The organism is Microcoleus sp. S13C4 (assembly GCF_036700865.1).
In the GTDB taxonomy this organism is placed as follows: domain Bacteria; phylum Cyanobacteriota; class Cyanobacteriia; order Cyanobacteriales; family Microcoleaceae; genus Microcoleus.
This window is the reverse complement of the sequence record NZ_JAUBPS010000088.1, coordinates 1-23,082: the sequence shown is the minus strand read 5'-3', so window position 1 is coordinate 23,082 and position 23,082 is coordinate 1. Positions and strand designations below refer to the sequence as shown.

The window sequence follows — 23,082 nt, the reverse complement described above, 5'->3', positions numbered from 1 at the left end:
TAATAGCAGTTGCCCTCAATTTAATAAATCCTCAGCATTTAAGAAATTGGGAAAGCTAACTGTTGCTATTGTACCTCATAACAGCGGGAAACGCTGTATGAATTTTATGAGGTTAAGGTTATGATTTTTATGAATTGACTTAGAGAGCTGTTTATTGAATAATATGAGTAATTTAACCGCAGAAAGCGCAGAGGGCGCTGAGTTCGAGAAGAGAGAGGCGATCGCTATATTTAACTTTCTAGTGGGCAAGAACATTACAGATACTAATCGTGAACTTTATGGAAACTCGACTCACTCAAACTCAGTTAGCACAGGTAGTCGCTGAAATCGACAAGTTATCGCAGCAGCGAGAGTTAGAATTGGCCCCAGATCAGGTAAGAGAAATTTTACGAGAGTTGAATCTTCCTGATGAGCTTTTAGAAGATGCGATCGCCCAAATGCGCCGCCGCGAAGTCCTAGAAACACAGCAGCGACGCAACCGTTGGATTGCGATCGCCTCGACAGTTGTTGTCATTTCTGCGATCGGGATAGGTGTGCTGTTCGGGCAAAATCAGCAACAAAAAACTGCTCAAGTTGTGGGAGGAGAAGACAGGATTGCGCTATCGAAAAAAGGTGGTGACAGCTTTACTCAAGTCAACCGTCTAATCAACCCCCGCATCTACTACCAGGTGACGTTGCAAAATGCTCCGATCGGCAATCAGTTGTCTATGCAATGCGATTGGATTAACCCCAGCGGTGACGTTGTTCATCAGGGCAGGTATCAAACTCGCACGATCGATACTGCGGTTTGGAATACGCACTGCTTTTACGATCTCGGATCTGCTGCAGCCCCAGGCAAATGGGAAGTTCGGATGTCCCTGGATGGGCGCGTCATCAGCAGTGAACCTTTCACTGTGAAATAAATAGACTTATCCAAAAAAGCCTGTTTTGAACAGGCTTTCTGGCCTGTTCCACAATGATTATTGGAGATATCTAAATAGACTTATCCAAAAAAGCCTGTTTTGAACAGGCTTTCCGGCCTGTTCCACAATAATTATTGGAGACATCTAATGGGTGCGATCGACCAACCTTCACATTTTATCGGCTACTGGGGACTGGACGATCGCACAAAAACGCTCAGCCGTTTAGCCCCAGACTACTGCATTCGGCAGGGCAAATTATCAGACTGGGCGATCGCCTCTGCATCTGTACTCACGGCTGACACAGTGACGCTGAATGCTTGCGGGCGATTTGGGCCAACCGATTTACCGGGAGATGCTTGGGCGGCGGTAGAAGCGAAACAGCTACGGCTGGGGCGCGATCCGTTTGGGCGAGTGCCGCTTTACTGGATGCAGTTGGGAGAAACGATTTGGTTTTCGACGCAAATGCAATTGCTGCTACCGCTGATTGCTTCCCCTCAAATTAGCCCGATCGCCCTCCACAGCTATGCTTGCTTTTCCTACGTGCCCGCGCCGTTAACTCCGATCGAGCAAATTGCATCCGTAGCAGCCGGAAGCGAGATGATTTGGGAAATCGCCGATGTTAACGATCGGCCGAAAGTACGGGCGGCGAAGCTATCCCGTAGGGAATCGCTGCCATCGGCTTGGCAAGAAGCGCCCCAATTACTGCGCCGTGAGGATGAGGCGATCGCACAATTGCAAGGGCTGTTGCAACAGGCGATCGATCGACAAGTGGCCGATTTGCCGATCGACGAACCCGTGGGCGTTTTACTCTCCGGTGGCATCGATTCTTCCCTAGTGACGGCACTGCTAGTGAAAGCAGGCTTGCAGGTGCGCGCCTATGCCCTCGATTTTGGTGTGGAAGCCTATTCCGAACTGCCCTACGCCCAACAGGTGGCGGACTTTTTCCAGATTCCGCTGATCCGAGTGGCGGCGACGGGCGATGCAGTGTTGCGGGCGATCGGGCCAACCGCCAAAGCCCTCGATTTACCCTATGGAGATGGCACCACGGCTGCACTGTTTTTGCTCAAACAGGCGGCGGCGCAAGAGGTGCGAGTTGTATTCAATGGCGAGAATGGCGATCAGCTATTTGCCGGATGGACAAACAAACCTTTGATTGCCAACGGAGTTTACAGTGCAGAACATCCTGCCGGAAAAGAAACCTTTGAACAGCAGTATTTGCGGACGTTTCAGCGATTTTATGGTTATGAAAAACAGATTTTTTCGCCAGAAATGCTCGATCGCATCCAGTCTCACGATTTGAGTGTTTACCTGCAAGACGCGATCGATCCCAAAACCTGTCCTTCCCTGCTAGCGAGGCTACGGCGCGCTTCGCTGATGCTCAAAGGTGCCCAAAATATTCAGCCGAGGGCAACGGCATTGGCGTTTGCTTGCGGTTTGTGGGTGCGATCGCCCTTCTGCGACCCCGACCTCACAGCCTGGACGTTTCAACTGCCAGGAGAGCTGCTACTGCAAGGTGCGTGCGAAAAATACATCCTCAAAAAAGCCTCTGAACGCTGGCTGCCGCCGGAAATTGTCTGGCGGGAAAAGCGCGGGATGGGTGTGCCGTTGAAGGTTTGGTATTACCGCGAGTTTTGGGCTGCGATCGGCGATCGGCTGAATCCGAATGTGTTGCGATCGCAAAATTGCTGGCAGCCCCATTTGGCCGACGCGATGTTATCGGGACAACTCGGAGTTGCAATGCGCGATCGCTATATTGGCAACAATCTCTGGTTGCTGCTGATGTGGCAGGCATGGCGAACCGAGGTTTTAGGCGAAATTCCGATTAAGCGATCGCTTGATCATGTGTTTTGGTTGCCACCGGCGATCGGGCAGCGCATTTGGAAATATCGAAGGAGGTTGATGGTTGACAGTTGACTGTTGACTGTTGACTGTTGACTGTTGACTGTTGATTTTACAATCTTCCCTGTTCCGAACATCCGTTAAATAATTCGTTGCCGAACATCCGTTACAAAATCCGTTGCCGAACTTCTTCTATATGACTGAATCTTTGCTACAGAATGAAACCAAAACACATTCGCCGCCGTTCTCCGAAGCAATGGCTGAGCGACTTTTGTCAACTTATGGTTCGCCCTTATATGTGTATCAGGCCGATATCCTCAATCAGACCCTTGAGCATATTACGCGATCGATCGACTATCCCCGCGTTCAGTTTCATTTTGCTAGCGTCACCAACGGCAATATTGCTCTGTTGCAATTGATTCAGCAAGCTGGTTGGGGGCTACACGCGAATACACCGGGGGATGTTTTTTTGGGGCTGAAAGCGGGTTTTACGAGCGATCGCATTGTCTACACCGGCAGTAACCTCAACAGGGCGGATATTCAGCAATTGATCGAGTGGAAGATTGATCGATTTAACTTCGATAGTCTGTCGCAACTCCAAGATTTTTGCGAATATTCCGCGAGTCAAGGGCGATTAATCCGTGCCGAAATCGGACTGCGCCTCAACTCACCGGAATTGACGGGAGACAGTCGGATTGGAGTGCGTCCCGCCGAATTTGAGAAAGCCAACGAAATCGCGCAGCAGCAGGGGTTGAGGATTACCGGATTGCATTTTTATCGGGGGACAGGAACGAACGCCACGAGTGCTTTTACGCAGGCGATTGATCGCCTAATTCCGATCGCCCAACTGTTGCCCCATTGGCGAACCCTCGATTTTGGCGGTGGTTTTGGCTATCCCTATCGAGGCGGCGCAGTGTTTGACTGGGGGGAGTTTGGTGCGGCGATTACTGAACGATTGAGTGCGCTATCTCGCCCGATCGAGTTGGTGATTGAACCGGGACGATCGGCGATCGCAGGTTGTGGCGTTTTGCTGGCGAAAGTTGTGTCGGTGAAGTGGTTGGGCGATAGGCAAATTGTCGGCGTGGATACGACTGTATCAAATCTATCGGTGCCTGCGGTGCACGGGGGCTATCGCGCGATCGCAACTTGGGAAACCGACGATGTATCGCGACATGAAACGGATATTTGCGGCAACACGACTTATTCGCGGGATTATTTGGGGCGCAACTGTTGGCTACCGAAACTCAAAATTGGAGATGCGATCACGATTTTGGATAGCGGGGCTTACGGCTATGCGATGTCGTCACATTTTCTGCACCGCCCCCGCCCTGCTGAGGTGTTGATTGATGCTAAGGGCGATCGATTAATTCGACAGCGAGAAGACTATTCTATTTTATTAAACGGGCAAATATTTTAATTGGGCATTGGGCATTGGGCATAGTTTCTTCCTTCTTCCTTCTACTTATTATCTCTCTTCTCTTCCTCTGCGGCCTCTGCGGTAAAATCATTCCGAAACAAACCCCAACCATATAAATCCATTAAATTAATCAGGAGTAACTGAAATGGGAATGAAATGCGTCCAGTGTAATACCGACAATAATTTGCGCGATCGTACCATCAACTCAGGTCGTTGCAAACAGTGCAACCATCCATTTGTGTTTGATCCCAATACTATCACCGATAAAAAATTCGCATTCACAGATCCGTTTTTTCAGAAGGCGATCGCAGATATTTCCAGCCAAAATATGTTATTTTTTACGCCCAAACAGTTTTTGTATTTGGTGGATAAACGGCTGAAAAATCGCACCTCATCTAACCTCTGGAGGTGGATTTTAGGATATTTAGGTCAGAGCTTTTTCATGGTAATCTTTGGCGGTATATTCATTAGCTATGTCTTTTCTTACGCTGCGGAATTTTTGATTGTGTGGACAGTTTTCAATATTATTTGGATTGGGGTATTTTTCGTGAACAGCCAATCTACCGAGCAAAGTGTTCGCAGCAGAAGAATTAATGCCACAAATTTACAAACTTTAGGAATAATTATTTTAGTAACAGGGATTTCAGGAAGCTTGATATTTAATTATTTTCCAGGATACATCGTAGCCTCTGCACTAGGACTATTTTCCTACTGGCTCAGCATTTCACAAAAAAATCGTCAACAGATAACTCGTGAAATATTTCTCGTCAATGCAGCCCAGAGTAATGAGTGGCTGCAACGCTGGCAAACAGTGAATGGAACAGTAGAAAAACTGCTCCCTGCACCTCGCCAAGAAGCTTTACCCGCCAGCATCGATCCCGAAGTTAGCGCCTACAGTTTCGATCGCGCAATCATCTGCGACAGTGACGAAATCGCCCAATTCCTGATTGCCAACAACGTCCATTTTGAGAACAACTGCGCCATTCTCAGCATCAGTGGCTATCCCCAAAGCATCTTCGACACCGTAATCGAAATGCTGCGACGCAATGCCGATTTAAAAGTCTATGCGCTGCACGATGCGAACCCTGCTGGAGTTAGTTTAGTACATCAATTACGAACCAGTCCAAACTGGTTTGCAAATCAAGCCGTCACGATTTTGGATTTGGGAATTTCTCCCCGTCAAATCTTGGAAACCCGCGATATGTTTGTACAGCAATCTCAAACAATGGCACAAAGCGCTCGTCAATTACCCGACACCGTGAGGCAAGGTTTAACAGCACAAGAACTAGCATGGCTGGATGCAGGTAATTTTGTGGAATTGGAATCTTTTACGCCGCAGCGGTTGTTGCGCGTGGTGAATTATGGACTTGCTCAGAGTGGCGATACGCAGATTAATGACGGCTTAATATTAGTGGATAATGCTGCTGGGTATGGTGGTGGCTATGTGTTTGTCTCCGATAGTTTTGGTTAGGACGTGCTTTCAAACTTTGTAATCAGATAAGAAACATGAACCCAAGAAGAAGTATTTTCCTGTTGTGGCATTAACCTCCTGAATGTATTTTTTCATGCCATCCCTCAACTGAGGACTTTCAATCAGGTCTGAGATATTATCATGCCCCAAACCTGCAATTAAAATAAGTTGCTTGAGATGAGGTGCTGCATCATAAAGCTTTTGGGCCTTGCTTAATCAGAGTATGAAAAAATAACTTTAAAATTTAAAAGCTTTGTGGGTACTGGTTTTTATGACGGGCATATTTAGGGCTTCATACCATAAATCAGCAACAGGTTTTTTTATTTCCCCCCACGGGGGGAAATTTAGTTTAAAATGTGTGAAATTTGCCTTCAACTTTCTCTCGTCTGGTTTTGTTTGTGTAGGCGCGGTTTTTAACCACCAGGACTTTTAACCGCCCGGACTTATTTAAGTCGTATACTCGGCATTAATCTTCACGTAGTCGTAACTCAAATCGCATCCCCAAGCTTTCGCAAAACCGCTGCCATTCCCGACACTAACCTGAATTACGACCGTATCAGCCTTCAAATATTCCCCCTCCGCAGCCGCTTTCATATAATTACTTGCAGCAGCGCGATCGAACTCTTTAGGTTGTCCGTTTTCCATCATCAAAAACTCCCCCAATTGAATCCGCAAATTCTCTTGATCGAAAGGTACACCAGCGCGCCCAGCCGCCGCCGCAATTCTCCCCCAATTCGGATCGCGTCCGAAAATAGCAGCTTTCACCAAGGAAGAACCGACAATTGTTTTGGCAATTTTACTCGCAGAAACTTCATCCAGCGCGCCACTAACTTGCACTTCTACCAAACAAGTTGCACCTTCGCCGTCACGGGCGATCGCCTTTGCTAAATGTACGCAAACTTCTGTCAGCATTGCCTCTAATTTTTCAGCATCTGCCCCCATTTCCGTAATTGCCGGTGTGCGGGATTGACCGTTTGCCAAAGCAATTAGCGAATCGTTGGTACTGGTATCGCCGTCAACAGTAATTTGATTGAAACTTCTGTTAGCCGCCCGACTCAGCATTTCTTGCCATAAATGCGATGACACTGCTGCATCGCAAGTTACAAATGCCAGCATGGTTGCCATATTCGGGTGAATCATTCCCGAACCTTTGCAAATGCCGCCGATGCGGACGGGTCGATCGCCAAACATGGTTTCCAGGGCGATCGTTTTCGGCACTAAATCAGTCGTACAAATAGCCTTAGCCGCCGCATCGGAACCAGTTTCCGATGCCTCAGCAACTAATTGCGGAATTCCCGCCCTCAGCGGCTCCATTTTAATCCGCTGTCCGATGACGCCAGTGGAGGCCAAAAGAATCGATTCTGGAGGAATATTCAGCGCTTCTCCCAACAATTTGGCACTTTCGAGGGCATCTGCCAAACCTTGTTCGCCAGTAGCAGCATTAGCTTGTCCCGCATTGCACAAAATTGCTTTGGCGCTGGGTTTAGCTTGCAAACGCTGGCGGCAGTAGTCCACACAAGCGGCCCGGACAGTGGAAGTTGTGAAGACTCCGGCGGCGATCGCGTCTACCTCTGACAAAATTAAACTTAAATCTGGTAAGCCTGAAGGCTTCAAGCCCGCTGTAATTCCCGATGCTCGATACCCTCTCGGTGCTGTGACTCCGCCGTCAATTTCTTTCCAGTCCGACATGATGACCTCCCTAGTAGCCTTCAATCTGCTGAAAGGGGATTATATCAAGTTTCTCGGCACAAACATCTTTTATGGTTTGTGATGTGTATACTTTGGAGGCTATCCTACTCTCGTTTAGCTCACCCTTTGCTCAAACTGCTCTCTCTACAAGCAGTACGATCGAGATATTACCAATTCCCAATTCCCCATAAAACTAATCGCGACTTCCAATCTAGAGTTAGAACTCAAGAAGAAGTCGCGACGGTTTTGTAATTGACATTATTAATTTTTGGCTAGCAAACCACAAACTCGATTCAACTATCTCGCCGGTGAAAAAAGGAGTTATTTGCGATCAATATTCGCTGGAGAACCAGCATCTAAACCCACTTCAGCAGCCACACGGCTCAGCATGGATTCCTGACGGTTTTTGACGACGTGTTGATGGCGCATCATCAGGGTGCGGGCTTGTTCTTGAGTTGACATAACTGGCTTCTCCAAATAGAGGTAATAGCTTCGTAGGCAGTTGAGGAAATTGAGCTTGCACTAGCTCATGGTGGCGTTGCTGCGATCGTAACTAGCTTGAAAGCTGGGCTGCGGTTTGCCTTGAATGTGGCCCCAGTAGTGCGTATCTTCCATCCCGACTTCGGTGGCGGTGCGGTTGAGCATGGATTGCTGGCGGTTCTTCACCAGTTGGTGGTGGCGCATCATCAGAGAGCGAGCTTGATTTTCGGTAGACATATGCGGTTCCTCGGTATTCTTTAGATTAATGTTGAGCTGGTTTTTTCTTCTCTTTTATCACTATAACAGACAATTCTGTATCTAAAGCTACCAAATTACAATTGTCACAAAACTTTACAATTGGGCTATGGGGCGAGAATCTCGATCGAGGTTGCAGGGAGTGCGATCGAGCTTTGGCTAGTTGATTCAGGCCCAACCTCAAGCAGCCGTTGGCAAAATTTGACAATATTCATCTTCTAAGAGCCACATTTTAGCGGCTACCTAATTGCCAAGGGCCAAAATAACTTTATAGTTTGGTTCAGAGTTATAGATGCAGAATTTTGCCTCTCAAGAAAGTCGAATTTGCCTTAGTTAACAGTAAATTTAATAAGTAGCAAATCACAATTAGATTTACAATGATTAACCAGCTATGCTCAAGCATAGTCAACTTTTTGGTAGTCAACTAGATAATAGAGTTGGGCTAAGTGAATCGCTCTCGCCATCCTGAAAAAGCGAGCTTTCTTTGTTGATAAAAATAGATTAAGTCCCAGCAGCCTCGCCACAAAAAAGAGCGATCGTCCTCCCCTAGAAAAACAATCGCCCATTCACCTATAATTTCAATTAACATCAAGTCCCGCCCTTAAGAAACTATGCTGTACCCAAAATTCCTGATATCCCCCTAGCCCCTTTTTAAGGGGGATGCGAGGGGGAGCGCAAGGCTCTGACCTTACGTTAGTTTTTCAAATTGGGTGTACAGGGTAGCCTTTAAGAAGGGTGCACTGGGGGATAAGCGGGTCAATCGTCAAACAGTAGGCTGGTACTACATAAGACGTTAAGTTGACACGAATGCTACTCGGCGACTTCCGCTTCAGCTTCCGCTTCAGGTGCATCTGGCACATCTTGCTTGATTGTCAAATAGCGAATCACTTCTTCGCTCAGACGCATCGCGCGCTCCAGGGTAAAAATTGCAGCGCCCGGAGCTGTATAGTTCATTTGAACGTATACTCCGTCCCGGTGCTTGCCGATTTCGTAAGCCAAACGGCGCTTGCCACGGTGCTGAGTTTCGATGCTTTCAGCACCTTGATCGCGCAAAATAGTTTGATATTTAGCGATCGCCTGGTCTGTCATTTCTTCACCCAAATCAGGGCGCAGAATGTACATAGTTTCGTAAATAAACGGTTTCATGGCAATAATCCCCTTATGGACAACAAGGCTTCTCACGAAGCAAGGACTTATTATCATATCCCAACAATGAACAATCTCAAAACTAAAAAACCAAATTCCCCAAACAACACTCCCTCGCGGTGGAGCACCCTGTGGACGTACAGCATCATGAGCGCGATCGCACTTTTAATGCTGTTTCCCTTGCTGTGGCTGCTCAGTACCTCCCTCAAATCCCCCAACGAAAACATCTTTCAATTTCCCCCGCAACTCTGGCCACAACAGCCAACCCTCGAAAACTTCATCAAAGTTTGGCAAACCAACCCCTTCGGCCGCTACCTGTTCAACAGCACCCTAATTGCCGGCCTCACAGTTAGCATCAACGTCCTCTTTTGCGCCCTCGCCGCTTACCCCTTAGCCAGACTCAAATTTCGCGGCCGCGAAGCCATCTTAATCACAATCATTTCCACAATCATGATTCCCTTCCAAATAGTCATGATTCCCCTATACATATTGACAGTACAACTCGGACTAAAAAATAGTTATTTAGGTGTAATCTTTCCCGGACTAGCCTCAGCCTTCGGCATATTTTTATTACGACAAGCATTCCTAGCAGTTCCCAAGGAACTAGAAGAAGCTGCGCGCATCGACGGATGCACAGAATTAGGCATTTGGTGGCACGTCATGATTCCCGCCATTAAGCCGGCTTTAGTCACTTTAGGAATTTTTGTATTTATCGGTTCTTGGAGCGACTTTCTCTGGCCTCTGTTAGTTTTAGACAGGCCGGAATATTACACTTTACCTTTAGGCGTAGCCAATTTAGCGGGGACATTTTCCTTAGATTGGCGTTTAGTTGCGGCGGGTTCCATTATTTCTATTGTTCCCGTTTTAGGACTATTTTTGCTCTTGCAAAAATACATTGTGCCAACAGAAACCGCCACCGGAGTTAAAGGATAGAATGAGGGCATGGGGCATTGGGCATGGGGCATTGGGATTGGAAGTCGAAAATTAGTATTTATTCCTTCTGCGATACAACTCACAAAATTTATTTGCTATGTACGAACTACCCGAAATCCGCTGGATTGTTGACCGCGCTGCGGTTGTAGATACGATCGTAGCATTTGCCAATGCGATCGATGCCCAAGACAGGCAAAAATTGCGATCGCACCTAACCGGCGAAAGAGATATCGACTCTTCAGAAGTTTGAGGAATCAAACAAACTGTGGTAATTGTGAGCGACCATCATCAAGTGCATGGCTATTTGCGGGGCAAATCGCAATGAAATCTCATTCACAACTGAAAGGCGAACTGATTTTTCATAACTAAAAATCTCCTCCTACCTGGGAGTAAAAACAGCACTAGGGTAAGCAATCCGCTTGTGATTGAACTGTTCCCAAACCCGCACAAAAATCTCCGCAATTAGAGACATATCCTCCCGCGTTAAACCCGAATCAATCAACTGATTGTCCTGCCAGCGAGCTCTCAAAATCTTATTAACCATATTCAAAGCTTCCTCGTGAGTAGCATCCTTGAGCGATCGCAAAGCAGCCTCGCAAGAATCCGCCAGCATCAGAATCCCCGTTTCCCGCGACTGCGGAATTGGCCCGTCATAGCGAAAATCTTCCTCCCTCACTTGGCGACTTGCGATTGTTAACTTTGAATTACCCGCATCTGGCAAAGCAATCTTTAAATCTTCTGCTTCTTTTGCAGCAATTTGCTGCGCTTGGTGGTAGAAATAAGCAATTAACATTGTACCTTGGTGTTCGGGAATAAACGCCTGAATCGCCTTCGGCAATCGATGCTTCCGCGCCATCACCAACCCCTCGGTAACGTGCTTTTTAATAATCTCCGCGCTCGCCCAAGGGTCATTAATTTCATCATGTTTGTTGGTTCCGCCCATTTGATTTTCACAAAATCCGAGCGGGTCGTGCATTTTTCCAATATCGTGGTATAATGTCCCAGTCCTGACAAGCTCAACATTGCAGCCGAGTTCCCGGGCCGCAGCCTCCGCCAAACTCGCCACAAACAGCGTGTGCTGAAAAGTCCCCGGAGCCTCGGCAGCCAATTTCTTCAACAGCGGGCGGTTGGGATTGGCAAGTTCCGCCAGCCGGATCGGGGTAATCAAGTCAAAAACGTGTTCCAAATAAGGGCTGATACCGATCGCTACAACGCTCCAAGCCAAACCCGCCAAACTTTGCGCGCCCACCGTACCGAGCACGACGTACCAAATCGCACCGACAGCGGCGCTGGCAATCAAAGTCCCCACCAGATAAACCGTGCCCTGAGTCAACCCAAGAGCCAAGCCCAAAAGAGCCAATTCCTCGCGCGATCGCAGCCGCCCGGCCATAAAAGCGCCCAGCAATCCCCCCGCCCCGCTAGCGACTAAATGAATCAACTCCACATTTAAGCCAATCGGGAGCAGCGCCGACAGCAGCCCCACCACAGTCACTCCCACCGCCGAACCGTAGAAGCCGCCCGCTAAAATGCCGATCGCGGGCAAACTCGTCCAAGGCAGCCCCAAACTCACCAGCACGGGCGCGCTCAAAGTCAGCAGCAGCAATAGCAAATGATCTCTCCGGCGCAAGCGGTAGTGCCTTTCCACCAGCAGTACGATCGCAATTGCCCCCGCGACTAAACAAACAAAACCCGTCAGCCCCAGCCAATTTACCCCCCGGCGGCTCAAACCAAAATAGTCCAGCAACACGAAATCTTGCGGCGAGATCTCTTGTCCTTGTGCAACAATTATCTCCCCCTGATCTACTGCGATCATCACCGGTTTCACCTTTTGCGCCGCTAATTCAGCTAGCTGTTTGGTTTCCTCGCCATCTCTCACCAGATTTGGCTGCAAAATCGCTGTTAAACCCTCCACCGCCAAAGCTTGGGACTCTAAGGGCACTTCATCAGCCACTTGCAGCTTCACAGCTTCTTTCAAAATCTCTTTTGGCAAGCCCTGCGGTATACCTTGAGCCACCATCCTTTTTGTCGCCCGACTCATACCCGTTTGGGTTTTCTGCCAAGCTGCATCCGACAAATCAAACAGCGAAGTATCGTAACTCTGTCCGAGTCCGGAAACCGACGGTTTTCCAAGCGCCTCCACAGCACTCAGATAGCGTCGCCGAGCCTCGGAAATACGGTCTGTCAGGCTTTGAAAGTCTGCTTTTGAAACCGATCGACTGTAAGCTTGCAGTTGAGCGATAGCATCTTGCTGAGACTTGTTATCTGTTGCCGCAGCAATTGCGGGGGAATCCAAACTCAGTCGCTCGGAAGTTGCACTTCTGTCCCCTGCTTGCGCCACAATTGATCGCCACTCCCACTCAGGACAGCCCCGCAAGTAAACCTGAGCAGCAGTGGAGAGCACCGAGGGACTCGCAAACGGAAACGGGCCTACCGCCCCCCGCAGCTCGCTTCCCTGCTGCAAAAATTGTTGCAATTCTTGATAAATTTGTCGATCGACCGCACTATCGAGCATTAATATCGCTACAGCCCCGATCCGCGCTGCTTTGCGCTGTTCTTCAGTAGTTTTGTAATCGGGGATGCTAGCACTAACAGGAGCCTTAATCGTCTGAGGAGCTTTCGTCCCCACATCGAGTTTTGGCTGGTTGTAGAAGCGGTGGCCCAGAGTGCTGCTTAGGGAAACTACCGCTACGAGCGCCAACATAGGAGAACGAGCTTGATTTTTGAGCCTAGATTTTGAGGTTTTACTTGAAAATCGAGTAAAAGTCTCGGGCAAATCCCATTTCTGGCGCGACAAACGGCTCAGGAGAGACCCGCCAGCGCGTGAGGTATCTGCTTTGCTGCCGACATTTTGCACTTTAGCAATGTGTTGGCGCAGTGAGCGCGCAGCCCCTAGCTGCTCAATCTGCCGCATCAATGAGGAGAGCGTATTCATTTGTGTCGAAGATATATCACTGTTATCCAGCAGCTTTGTCAGGATTTCTGACTATGCATCTTGATTGATTTTATGCGAACTACCCTGGCTGAATATTCAACCCCCCAGCCTACTTTGCCTGACTATGGCCAGCAGTTGGGTTTCCTGACTGTAACCAACAACGCAAGCACCTTTTTTCCTTCCCTTGTCCATCTTGAACAGAACTCGCGCGCGAGGCCTAAAAACCCTGTTTCTCCGTAAATGCTTCGTTTCCCAACCCCATATTCTCGTTGAAACCCTGTTTTTTGGGGCAGGTGCGTCCGATTTAATTCTTGAGTTTTTAATATTTAATTGTCGCTCTCCTTCCACTTGCGCTTTTGACTTGTTAATTGCTAAGTGCTAATCTCTGCTTACCCCTCCCTATGAAAAGCTCAAAAGTTTATATATTACGAGGTCTAATGACATAAGGTGCAGCCACCGCTCGGGCTAGTGCTGCGGAATCCTGGGTGGCATCGGGTCTGTAAACTCCCGCCCAAACAGCAAACAGGTTATTTGCTAACTCTACAATTTTTGCATCGCTGCGGGTTTCCCAGACCGAGGGTTCAGGGCCCTCAGCTAGCGGCAGCGATGTAACCCCAGGCGAAGATACTTGTCGCCATTCTACAGGAATCGCAGCAACGCCGTTGTATGCTCCAGACAAAGCTCCCGTCAAAGCGCAGGTGATTTGCCCGGCTATGCCGCAGCGGGCTGCCCGCACCACTGACAAGCGCAAGTCTTCTGGGGTGTTCAAGAAGCAGTAGAAAGCTAAGGCAATGGGAATGAAATTTCCTGGGTTGACAATTGACTCGGTTTGTAATTTTTTTTCACCTTCGCCCTGTTTTTCTCGCAAAGCTGTGGCGCTTTTGCACAGATGAGTGGCGGCTGTTTCTAAATCGGCTCCTTTTTCTAGTAGTATTTGCACTTGCAGCAGCAGCTCTGTTAAGGCATTATCTGTTTTCAGGTAAGCAAGTGTTTGCTCGATCGCTGTCGCGGGGTCAAGTCTTTCTTTAAGAGCTCTGGCGATCACATATCCTACTGCTAAAATTGCTGTTTCCCATTCTGGCTTGTTTTCGTTGGGCCACACCTCTATCGCCAGCATGATTTTTTCTCGCAGCTTGGCTTTATTTTCGTGAAAAAACATCGCAGCAGGAAGCGCAGCAACTGCTGCTTCACCAGGGTGAAGCAGAGTTTGAAACTCACTGCTTGGCCGATGGTAGATTTCCGACTTGGCAAATGCTTCCCAAGTAGCGCGCCAATCTTTTAAATCTAAACCGCTACACCGAATTAAACTTTGAGCGCACGCCACCGCAAGTCTCCCGGATTCGGATGAGTCTTTGCCAGTTGGCATTTTACTTTTTACAGAATTCAACGCCAATGTTGCGCCACTTACGGTCAATTGTTGGTGTTTCGTCAGTTGTAAAATCGGCTGCAAGTCTTCTGTTTGGGGGGGAATACCCAGGAGTTGCCTCTGGTATTGCAGGCCTATAGAGTCTCCTAAAACTGCCCCCAGGATGGTTCCTTGAAACTTGCTCAACAGGGAATGCCGCATTTGAATTTAACTCAAGTTGTTAGTAATTGGTAATTTATAATTTATAATTTTTTCGGCTATCATTTTTTGCTTAACTCTTGTGATTAATTTGAATAATTTGAATTAAACCCAAACATATAAGGGCGGGTTTTCCATCTAAAACCTGCCCTCATCCGATCGCTACAATCGGTAAATTTTTAATTTTTAATCAGGTAACTCACTAGAGCTTGCAGCCCCAGCCGATAACTTTCGGCTCCAAAACCGCTGATTTGCCCGAGCGCCACCGCTGCGATAAACGAGTGGTGGCGAAAAGCTTCCCGCCGGTAAATATTGCTCAGATGAACTTCTACCGCAGGGATATTCACCGCGGCGATCGCGTCTCTAATTGCCACACTCGTATGAGTATAGGCTCCAGCATTAATCAATAAGCCTTGGTGCTGCCCTAACATCGAGTGAATTGCATCCACCAATACCCCTTCATGATTCGACTGCTGAATAGAGACTTGCACCTGGAGGGCTTGCGCTTCTCGTTCTAGCAACTTGTTGATATCATTTAAAGTCGCAGAACCATAAACTCCAGGTTCTCGCTGACCCAATAGATTCAGATTAGGGCCGTGAAGTACCAGGATATTTAACAATTTTAAAATTTCCAGCGCAACAAAATTAGGAGAGTTTTGACATGGGATTTAGAACCAGTCTCCAACCTCAAAGCTCAAACTTCAAACTTCTAATTCAATCCCGACTACCTGCGATTCCTCGGTTGGTTGACAGGAATACGAATCGGTTCGAGTTCCGGTTCAGGTTCGGGACTCAGCAGTCCTTCTATCAGCTTGCGAACCCATTCTTTAATTTGTTCCAGCACCTTTTCAATGTCTTCCATTGAACGGATAGCTCCTTTTTTTATAGTCTAGATTGCTAAACCGACGGCTAAATATCTGAAAATAAGCAAGCACGACTTTGAAACCAAAGGTCAAACTTGCTTTCTCGCTTGCCGGTTATTTTGAGCAATGGAGAGAGTCAGTATATAGGCCAATCAGTCCTATCTTATTATCATAACGAATCTTTACAGATAATCAAGAGGCCAGCGGAATATTGCCGAACTATCTCAGAGTAGAGAGTGTTAAATAAAGCTTAAGTTTACGGTTGACTGTTGACAATTGACCAATCGTGGGATTTTTTCTACACTTTTGCCAACAATAATTTACGCCGGAGCTGATCGAGCGCCGTACAGCTACTCAGATTCCGAATCCAATCGCGGCCTCTGGCATCGCCAAATCGGTATTCAAAACTTTCTGCGTCGCCGTAAGGGCCCGCTAAACCGACATAAACCAGTCCGACAGGTTTAGCGTCTGTGCCGCCTCCGGGCCCGGCGATGCCTGTAATGCTCAATCCCCAATTTGTATTGAGGCTGGCGCGAACTCCCGCAGCCATTTGTTTTGCCACTTGGCCGCTGACTGCCCCAAATTCGGCTAAATCTTGCGGATTAACACCTAATAATCCTTCCTTAACCCGATTGTCGTAAGAAATAATCCCGCCTAAAAAGTAGCTTGAACTGCCGGGAACACCAGTCAGCATCGCCCCCAATCCACCTCCGGTGCAGGATTCAGCCACGCTAAGAGTTTGCCCCGCATCGAGCAACAATTGGCCCACAGTCGAAGCGAGGGTATCGCTATCAGCACCGTAACAGTCTAAGCCGGCAATTTGCCGCAATTGTTGTTCGATCGGCTCAATCAAGTTTTTCGCAGCCACGGACGACTCCGCGCGGGCCGAAATCCGCAGTTTAACTTCGCCGTGATTGGCGTAGGGAGCCACAGTAGGATTAGTTAAATTGAGAAAACTATCTACTTTTTCGGCCAATGCCGACTCAGCAATCCCCCAAAATTTTAATGTGCGGCTGTAAATAGTTGCGCTGCACCAGCCGGCATTTTTCAGGTAAGGAACGGCGGTTTCTTGCCACATCAAGTGCATTTCCGCCGGTACGCCGGGAAATGTCATTACTGTCACGCTAGAAACCGGCTGCCAAATAATACCCGGTGCCGAACCGCTGCGGTTAGGCAGAATGTCCGCCGTTTCTGGAATTAAAGCTTGTTTGCGGTTGCTGGGACTCATGGTGCGTCCCCGCTGGGCAAATTTGTATTCGATATCTGCGATAATTTCCGGCTTTTCGATGAGGGGAACCCCAAAAAAATCGGCGATTGTTTCGACTGTGAGGTCGTCTGGTGTGGGCCCGAGGCCTCCGGTGAAGAGCAAAAGCTGCGATCGGCTGACAGCGATTTCTAACACTTGTTTGATGCGTTCTGGATTGTCCCCCACTACTGTTTGATAGTAGTGAGGGATTCCCAGATTCGCTAATTCTTTGGCTAAAAACTGGGCATTGCTATTAAGAATATCGCCTAAGAGCAATTCAGTGCCAACACAAATAATTTCAGCAACCATTCAATTTTAGATTTGAGATTTTAGATAGGGGAATTGGGCATTGGGCATTGGGCATGGGGCATTGGGAATTGGGCATTGGGGATTAAAAATTATTTTTCTTCCTTCTTCCTTCTTCCTTCTTCCTTCTTCCTTCTTCCTTCACCTAGCGTGTCTCCAAACTTTCCAGCTAGCATATCCCAGCAAACTTGTTGCACCCATAGCGTAGATTACGCCGCTCGGAAGCGAAAAAGCTAGGGCTAAACTTCCCACCCACAGTGTCAGCGAGTAAATAAATAAAACCGCAAATCGATGGGAGAGTCCAGCTTCTAGAAGTCGGTGGTGGAGGTGGCGCTTGTCAGCAATAAACGGTGACTTGCCGTTGCGAAGTCGATCGAGAATCACCGCCGACATATCTAAAATCGGTACAGCTAAAATTAAATATGGCAGCAACACAGAAGTAACAGCCGTAGTTTTAACTAACCCAATTACTCCCACTCCAGCGAGAGTAAACCCGATAAAATAAGCCCCGCCATCTCCCATAAAGATTTGAGCCGGATTGAAGTTGTAGCGCAGAAATCCCAAGGCCCCGCCAGCTAAAGCCGCTGCAATCAGGGCCGCCGCCGGTTGGTGCATCGACAGACTGACAATCAGCATTACAACTGCTGCAATCCCTGAAACTCCGGCAGCTAAACCGTCCAAACCGTCAATCCAGTTGATGGCATTCGCCATGCCGACAAGCCAAATCACGGTAATTGGCAAGCTCAGCCAGCCAATATTAGTCAGTCCCAGGGAGGGAACTGTGAGAAACTCAATTTGTACGCCTGCCATCCAAACGATGCTGGATACGCCAATTTGCATAAGCAAGCGTTTTACGGCGGAGAGCGAAAATAGGTCATCTGCTAAACCGATGAGGAAGAATCCGATGCCGCCGAGGGTGACTCCCCAAATTTCGTATTCGTCTTTGGGATTGAGAACTTGTCCGTTAGCATCCAGGAAGCCTCCTGAGAGCCATACAAATAAGAGGGCAGTGAGAGTGCCGAGAAAGATGGAAACTCCTCCCAAGCGCACCATTGGGCGCTTGTGGACTTTTCGCTCGCCTGGCCGATCGACTCGCCCGCTTTTGAGACCAATTTTTTTGACTATTGGCGTACTCCAGAGGACGACGATCGCAGAAACCAGGAAAGCGAGTATGTGGTACAGATACTGGTACGGCATCTGAAATCAATTTTAAATAGTGCGGGGCAATTAGTCTGTCAGGCAGAGTCTACTACATTTCAGATGGCTTATAACAAAGAAACATCTTGAAGAGCGACTGGGGGTTTGGGACTCGGAGATTTGCCGCAATGGCAGTTGCCCTGGGGCGAATTGTGAGGTTTTTCATTCATAACTCTCGAATTAACGATTTGAAATATCGACTCTTTCGCAAGCAAAAAAGTCAATATTTGACGAGCGGGCCCAGTTGAACGGTATCTTTCGCAACCGACAAATACCGTTAGTCAAACCAGCCCCGCCCGACAAATATCTTTACTAAAAACCGTATTGACGATCGATATTTTTGGTGAAAACTGCTTGTCAATATCGCTACCGGCAACTTTCAATCTTTTCCTGGTCTTTTACCCTTTTACCCGTACACTTCCAACTACCAATTCCCCATTGCCGATCAGGAAAATTAAGCTAATGCCGGCACTTTCAAGTACAAGTGGGGATATAAGGGGAAGCGATCGCACAGTGCTGCTACTCGACGCAGGCAGTCGGCTGCGACGCTTTCATCATCTGGATTTAGCAGGCGATCGGCGATAATATTGCCAATCTCGGTAAATTCTGCTGTTCCCATTCCCCTGGTGGTCATCGCCGGCGAACCGAGTCTCAAACCGCTGGTGACAAAGGGCGATGCCGGATCGAAAGGCACGGTATTTTTATTAGCAGTAATATTCACGCCGCTAACTAATTGGTCGGCTCGTTTGCCTGTCATGTTTACCGATCGCAAATCAACTAGCATTAAGTGATTGTCCGTGCCACCGGAAACGAGTTTTAAGCCCCGCTGTTGCAACTGTGCAGCTAATGCGCGTGCATTTTCAATTACTTGACCCGAATAAGTTTTAAATTCAGGCTTTAATGCTTCGCCGAAAGCTACTGCTTTGCCCGCAATGACGTGTTCTAAGGGCCCACCTTGAGTGCCGGGGAAAACAGCTTTGTCAAACTTTTTGCCTAATTCCGGGTCATTGGTCATAATCAAGCCACCACGCGGGCCGCGCAGGGTTTTGTGAGTGGTGGTGGTGACTGCGTGACAGTGGGGGAGGGGGTTGGGGTGATGCCCTGTGGCGACTAACCCGGCGATGTGGGCGATGTCGGCGAGCAGGTAGGCTCCGATTTCGTCGGCGATCGCTCTAAACTTCTCAAAGTCGATAATTCGCGAATATGCTGAATAGCCACAAATTAGCAATTTCGGTCGGTTTTGTTTAGCCAGTGCCAAAATTTCGTCGTAGTCGAGCTGTTCTGTTTCTTGGCTGACGCCGTAGTGAAAAGCTTTGAACCATTTCCCGGATACGTTGACCGGCGAACCGTGGGTCAAGTGTCCGCCGTGGGACAAATCCATGCCCATAATTCCGTCTCCGGGTTCCAGCAAGCTCAAAAATACTGCAAAGTTGGCTTGAGCGCCGGAGTGGGGCTGGACGTTGGCGTGAGCGGCTCCAAATAGCTGTTTGGCGCGATCGATCGCAATTTGCTCGATGCCGTCAATAAATTCGCAGCCGCCGTAGTACCGTTTCGCGGGCAGTCCTTCGGCGTATTTATTGGTCAGCACTGAGCCTTGAGCGGCCATTACCGCCGAGGAGGTAAAGTTTTCGCTGGCGATGAGTTCTAGGTGGTCTCGCTGCCGCTGGAGCTCTTGCCCGATTAAATCGGCAATGAGCGGATCGGTTTTGGAAAGGAATTCTAAGTTAGTGTCCGTCACAATAATCAACCTCTTGACAAATTTGGGATTGGGAATTGGGGATCTTATACCGTACTACGGATTTCGCACCATTGACATAAATATTACGTTGTGTTCAGGTTAAGCGGTTTGTCCCCAACTCCTGACATACAATGAAATTACTGGTGTGAAACCTGCCGGAGGTATCAAATGTTAGTCATTTTAATGGAAAATCAGATGCTTGCCCCTCAGTGTGTTTGCCAAAGTTGTTTGCTGGCAGATCGCACTGGACAACCGCGCTGGAGCGGTGGAGAGCTTCGCTGTGGACATCCAGTTGCTAAACCTACGGAAAATTTGCCCGATCGGTACGAGTGTCAAATGGGCTTCGTCATTGCCAATATTAAATAATCATCGGGCATGGGGCATGGGGCATGGTGACTATTAACCCGACTCGATCTAAGTTCCCCTGCATCTGGTACTTGAGGCTGCTATCCGCCCACAAATGAGCAAATTCCGGGCGAGTCGGAACTGAGCCTGCTGCGTTATGCTGATTTTAATAGGAATTAATAGTTCACCGATCGACTCAGGAGAGTTCATTATGACTTGGCGCGGGTCTACAACTGTTCCAGACCGGATTTTTGCTTCTTTGCCTTATTTGCTCCCGTTGGTTGAGGGGCTTGCCTTTGGCAGGTTTCTGTTTACACAGTTTCCTGTCCTGCAACTGTTGTTGATACCGCTAGCTCCATTGATGCAACTTTATAGCTTGCCCTTTGCTAGCTTAATTATCTTCTTTGCCCTGTATTTAGGAGTAGTTAGAAACGAAAACATCAGTCACTTCATTCGTTTTAATGCGATGCAGGCGATTCTTTTAGACATTGTTTTGATGCTGTGTGGTCTGGTTTTGCCGATTTTTTCTAAAGGCGTCCAAGTCGCATTTATTGCGGAAACTCTGTATAACATGGTGTTTTTGGGCGTTTTTGCTGCATTTGTCTATGCAGTCGTCCAGTCGCTTTTGGGACGCTATGCAGAGATTCCTCCGCTTTCGGATGCTGTTTATATGCAGGTACGATAGTCAGTTGGCAGTTGGCAGTTGGCAGTTGAGAGTTGACTGCTGGCAGTTGACAGTTGGGAGTTGGCAGTTGTTAGCTGGTTATTATTTGTTGGTTCTAATGCCCAATACCCAATACCCAATGCCCAATGCCCAATAACTAATAACCAATAACTACTGTATTTTCAAGACTACCAATGCCTTCTATTTCAATTCGGACTCGATCGCCTATTTGTAGCGGCCCTACTCCTTGCGGCGTTCCCGTCAGTATCACATCACCGGGAATTAGGGTCATTATTTGACTGATGTAGGAGACAAGAAAGTCTGCGGAAAATACCATGCGATCGATCTGGGATGACTGTACCGGTCGCTCGCTCTCATTGACAAAAGTCTGCAATTGTGCAGCCGGACTCAGTTCGCGGACAATCCAAGGCCCCAAGGGACAAAATGTATCGAACCCTTTGGCCCTCGCCCACTGGTTGTCCCGCTTTTGCAAATCTCTGGCTGTTACGTCATTGGCGATCGTATATCCCCAAATTTTGCTGTGTGCTTGTTCGGGAGTGCAGTTGGTACAATGTTCGCCAATTACCAGGGCCAATTCTCCCTCGTAGTCTACCCTTTCCGACTGCTGCGGATAGCGAATCTCTGCACCTGCTGGGATGACTGCACTGGGAGGCTTGAAAAACAGCAGGGGTTCTTCCGGTACAGGGGTTCCCATCTCGGCCGCGTGATCGACATAATTTTTGCCTACGGCTACAATTTTTGAGGGAGAGCAGGGGGCGAGAATTTGGTAAGTATCTGGTGAAAGTTCCAAATTGGTTGGTTGTCCTTTTAACCAGGGCGGTGCATCAAATACTTGAACGCTGTGGCCCAGTTGCAGTAAACCGTAATGGATGTGTCCTTGTGTTGTTTTTACTCGAACGTAGCGCTGGGCCATAGTATTTTAGATTTTAGGTTTTAGATTCTAGATTCAAAAAGACTTGTGCAAGTCCTAAATAGAATATATATAAACATGGATCTAGGGATAATTTCTGAAAATTTATTGCTTGATCGACCTTTAAGATTTTTGCTGTATTATTTTTAACCCGCTTTCCGTGCAAATTCCGTGCAGCGGTTTGTCCCAGGAGTCAACGGGTAGTTGGGCCAGCAAGGCCAATTCAAAGATTGTGGCGATCGTAACTTTTGATTCCCACTCAGCTAAACTCAGCATTCGATCGTAATAGCCACCGCCGTAGCCCAAGCGATAGCCCCGAACATCGCAGCCTACTGCGGGTACGAGTATTAAATCTACTTCTGAGTAATCTATTTTAGGAGCATCCGGCAGTGGTTCGAGTATGCCATAAGCTCCAGTATGTAAAGCATCTCCGGGCTGCCAGATGTGCCAGGATAACTCTTTGCCCACACAGCGGGGAAATCCCCATTTTTTAGGGGTGGGAATGGTATTTGTGGGACAGGCATCTTGCCTGTCTCCAGAATTGAGCAGGCAAGATGCCTCCTTCACAGAAGATGTAAATAGGGGACTTAAATCTGGTTCTTGGCGACAACTGAAGTAGGCGAGGATTGTTTTTGCTTGGGTGAATAGGGGCGAGTTTTGCAGGCGGTTGCAGAGTCGATCGCTCTTTTGTCTCCATTCTTGTGCTGATAGGGATTTGCGGGTGTTGAGGAGCGATTTTCTTAATTCTGTTTTAGTTAATGAAGGTTCAGCAGTATTCATATTTCATATTAAATCCGTATTAAATAGGGCTGATTTAAACCTACTAATGTAAGGCGCAGCTTACCAGTTGATTTATTCGGCGATGTCTTCGAAATCTGTCACTTTAAGCACTTTCCTCGATTAAATTTGCTTCCGCATCCCGGCGTCTGTCTATACTTTGTTCAATGCTCGTACCCACCCAAATCAGTTTCATTTGCCGGATTTTATCTGCAATTCCCTTAACATCTTTTTCGGCACTAAATCCCGGATTGCACGCATTTCCCGGCGGAGGTTTCCCTCCATACTCGTGCCGCGATTAAACACCAAAATTATACCAATTTTCAAAAATCATGCAACAGTAGCTAGGGCTGACAAAATGTAATCCCATCCAGTTATAGATGCTAT

General features: G+C 47.9%; 21 protein-coding genes. 8 read left to right on the top strand and 13 right to left on the bottom strand.

Annotation, left to right across the window (positions count from 1 at the left end):
* Window positions 1-278 precede the first annotated feature (278 nt).
* The 4 genes from QT996_RS25200 (at window position 279) to QT996_RS25185 (ending at window position 5,629) form a co-directional block, all read left to right on the top strand.
* Entirely contained in the window at window positions 279-902 is a 624-nt protein-coding gene (locus QT996_RS25200; RefSeq protein WP_333049923.1) for a DUF3859 domain-containing protein, read from the top strand.
* Window positions 903-1,049: 147 nt separating this feature from the next.
* Window positions 1,050-2,816, top strand: a complete 1,767-nt coding sequence (locus QT996_RS25195; protein ID WP_333049922.1) for an asparagine synthetase B family protein — start codon at window positions 1,050-1,052, stop codon at window positions 2,814-2,816.
* Window positions 2,817-2,937: 121 nt separating this feature from the next.
* Window positions 2,938-4,158 (top strand): decarboxylase, encoded by a 1,221-nt coding sequence (locus QT996_RS25190; RefSeq protein ID WP_333049920.1) that lies wholly within the window; start codon window positions 2,938-2,940, stop codon window positions 4,156-4,158.
* Between the two features lie 151 nt (window positions 4,159-4,309).
* Window positions 4,310-5,629: a hypothetical protein gene (locus QT996_RS25185; protein ID WP_333049919.1), complete on the top strand. Its 1,320-nt coding sequence runs from the start codon at window positions 4,310-4,312 to the stop codon at window positions 5,627-5,629.
* Window positions 5,630-6,076: 447 nt separating this feature from the next.
* Here QT996_RS25185 and argJ read toward each other — a convergent pair whose 3' ends face one another.
* The 4 genes from argJ to rpsF all read right to left on the bottom strand — a co-directional run bounded on the left by argJ (window position 6,077) and on the right by rpsF (window position 9,199).
* Window positions 6,077-7,318, bottom strand: a complete 1,242-nt coding sequence (argJ, locus tag QT996_RS25180) for a bifunctional ornithine acetyltransferase/N-acetylglutamate synthase (RefSeq protein ID WP_333049918.1) — start codon at window positions 7,316-7,318, stop codon at window positions 6,077-6,079.
* A 321-nt stretch (window positions 7,319-7,639) separates the two neighbouring features.
* Window positions 7,640-7,780 (bottom strand): hypothetical protein, encoded by a 141-nt coding sequence (locus tag QT996_RS25175; RefSeq protein ID WP_190737482.1) that lies wholly within the window; start codon window positions 7,778-7,780, stop codon window positions 7,640-7,642.
* Window positions 7,781-7,840: 60 nt separating this feature from the next.
* Window positions 7,841-8,035: a hypothetical protein gene (locus QT996_RS25170; protein ID WP_006631905.1), complete on the bottom strand. Its 195-nt coding sequence runs from the start codon at window positions 8,033-8,035 to the stop codon at window positions 7,841-7,843.
* An 828-nt stretch (window positions 8,036-8,863) separates the two neighbouring features.
* On the bottom strand, window positions 8,864-9,199 hold the full coding sequence (gene rpsF / locus QT996_RS25165; RefSeq protein WP_006631907.1) for a 30S ribosomal protein S6: 336 nt from the start codon (window positions 9,197-9,199) through the stop codon (window positions 8,864-8,866).
* Between the two features lie 15 nt (window positions 9,200-9,214).
* Here rpsF and QT996_RS25160 point away from each other — a divergent pair, with 15 nt between their 5' ends.
* The gene (locus QT996_RS25160; protein ID WP_333049915.1) at window positions 9,215-10,132 is read left to right on the top strand and encodes a carbohydrate ABC transporter permease; all 918 of its coding nucleotides are present in this window, start codon (window positions 9,215-9,217) and stop codon (window positions 10,130-10,132) included.
* Window positions 10,133-10,229: 97 nt separating this feature from the next.
* A complete protein-coding gene (locus tag QT996_RS25155; protein ID WP_333049913.1) occupies window positions 10,230-10,382 on the top strand; it encodes a hypothetical protein in 153 nt (50 codons plus the stop codon).
* Between the two features lie 129 nt (window positions 10,383-10,511).
* Here the strand turns inward: QT996_RS25155 and QT996_RS25150 are convergent, their stop codons facing one another.
* The 7 genes from QT996_RS25150 to glyA all read right to left on the bottom strand — a co-directional run bounded on the left by QT996_RS25150 (window position 10,512) and on the right by glyA (window position 19,978).
* On the bottom strand, window positions 10,512-13,064 hold the full coding sequence (locus QT996_RS25150; protein WP_333049911.1) for an HDIG domain-containing metalloprotein: 2,553 nt from the start codon (window positions 13,062-13,064) through the stop codon (window positions 10,512-10,514).
* 418 nt (window positions 13,065-13,482) lie between these two features.
* Window positions 13,483-14,631, bottom strand: a complete 1,149-nt coding sequence (locus QT996_RS25145; protein WP_333049909.1) for an ADP-ribosylglycohydrolase family protein — start codon at window positions 14,629-14,631, stop codon at window positions 13,483-13,485.
* Between the two features lie 176 nt (window positions 14,632-14,807).
* Entirely contained in the window at window positions 14,808-15,248 is a 441-nt protein-coding gene (gene aroQ, locus QT996_RS25140) for a type II 3-dehydroquinate dehydratase (protein ID WP_333049907.1), read from the bottom strand.
* A 104-nt stretch (window positions 15,249-15,352) separates the two neighbouring features.
* Window positions 15,353-15,490 carry a hypothetical protein gene (locus tag QT996_RS25135; RefSeq protein ID WP_006631912.1) on the bottom strand — a complete coding sequence of 46 codons (138 nt, stop codon included), beginning with the start codon at window positions 15,488-15,490 and terminating at the stop codon, window positions 15,353-15,355.
* A gap of 299 nt (window positions 15,491-15,789) precedes the next feature.
* Entirely contained in the window at window positions 15,790-17,046 is a 1,257-nt protein-coding gene (locus QT996_RS25130) for a competence/damage-inducible protein A (RefSeq protein ID WP_333049905.1), read from the bottom strand.
* 138 nt (window positions 17,047-17,184) lie between these two features.
* Window positions 17,185-18,240, bottom strand: coding sequence for an MraY family glycosyltransferase (locus QT996_RS25125; RefSeq protein WP_333049904.1), 1,056 nt, complete (start codon window positions 18,238-18,240; stop codon window positions 17,185-17,187).
* 454 nt (window positions 18,241-18,694) lie between these two features.
* Window positions 18,695-19,978 (bottom strand): serine hydroxymethyltransferase, encoded by a 1,284-nt coding sequence (gene glyA, locus QT996_RS25120; RefSeq protein WP_333049903.1) that lies wholly within the window; start codon window positions 19,976-19,978, stop codon window positions 18,695-18,697.
* A gap of 168 nt (window positions 19,979-20,146) precedes the next feature.
* Between glyA and QT996_RS25115 the strand changes: the two genes are divergently transcribed.
* Together QT996_RS25115 and QT996_RS25110 are read left to right on the top strand one after the other, a co-directional pair.
* Window positions 20,147-20,344, top strand: a complete 198-nt coding sequence (locus QT996_RS25115; RefSeq protein WP_006631916.1) for a hypothetical protein — start codon at window positions 20,147-20,149, stop codon at window positions 20,342-20,344.
* A gap of 190 nt (window positions 20,345-20,534) precedes the next feature.
* Window positions 20,535-21,008: a Tic20 family protein gene (locus QT996_RS25110; protein ID WP_333049925.1), complete on the top strand. Its 474-nt coding sequence runs from the start codon at window positions 20,535-20,537 to the stop codon at window positions 21,006-21,008.
* Window positions 21,009-21,144: 136 nt separating this feature from the next.
* Here the strand turns inward: QT996_RS25110 and QT996_RS25105 are convergent, their stop codons facing one another.
* Together QT996_RS25105 and QT996_RS25100 are read right to left on the bottom strand one after the other, a co-directional pair.
* The gene (locus QT996_RS25105; protein ID WP_333049901.1) at window positions 21,145-21,921 is read right to left on the bottom strand and encodes a fumarylacetoacetate hydrolase family protein; all 777 of its coding nucleotides are present in this window, start codon (window positions 21,919-21,921) and stop codon (window positions 21,145-21,147) included.
* A gap of 120 nt (window positions 21,922-22,041) precedes the next feature.
* Entirely contained in the window at window positions 22,042-22,698 is a 657-nt protein-coding gene (locus QT996_RS25100; RefSeq protein ID WP_333049900.1) for a 5-formyltetrahydrofolate cyclo-ligase, read from the bottom strand.
* Window positions 22,699-23,082: the final 384 nt, after the last annotated feature.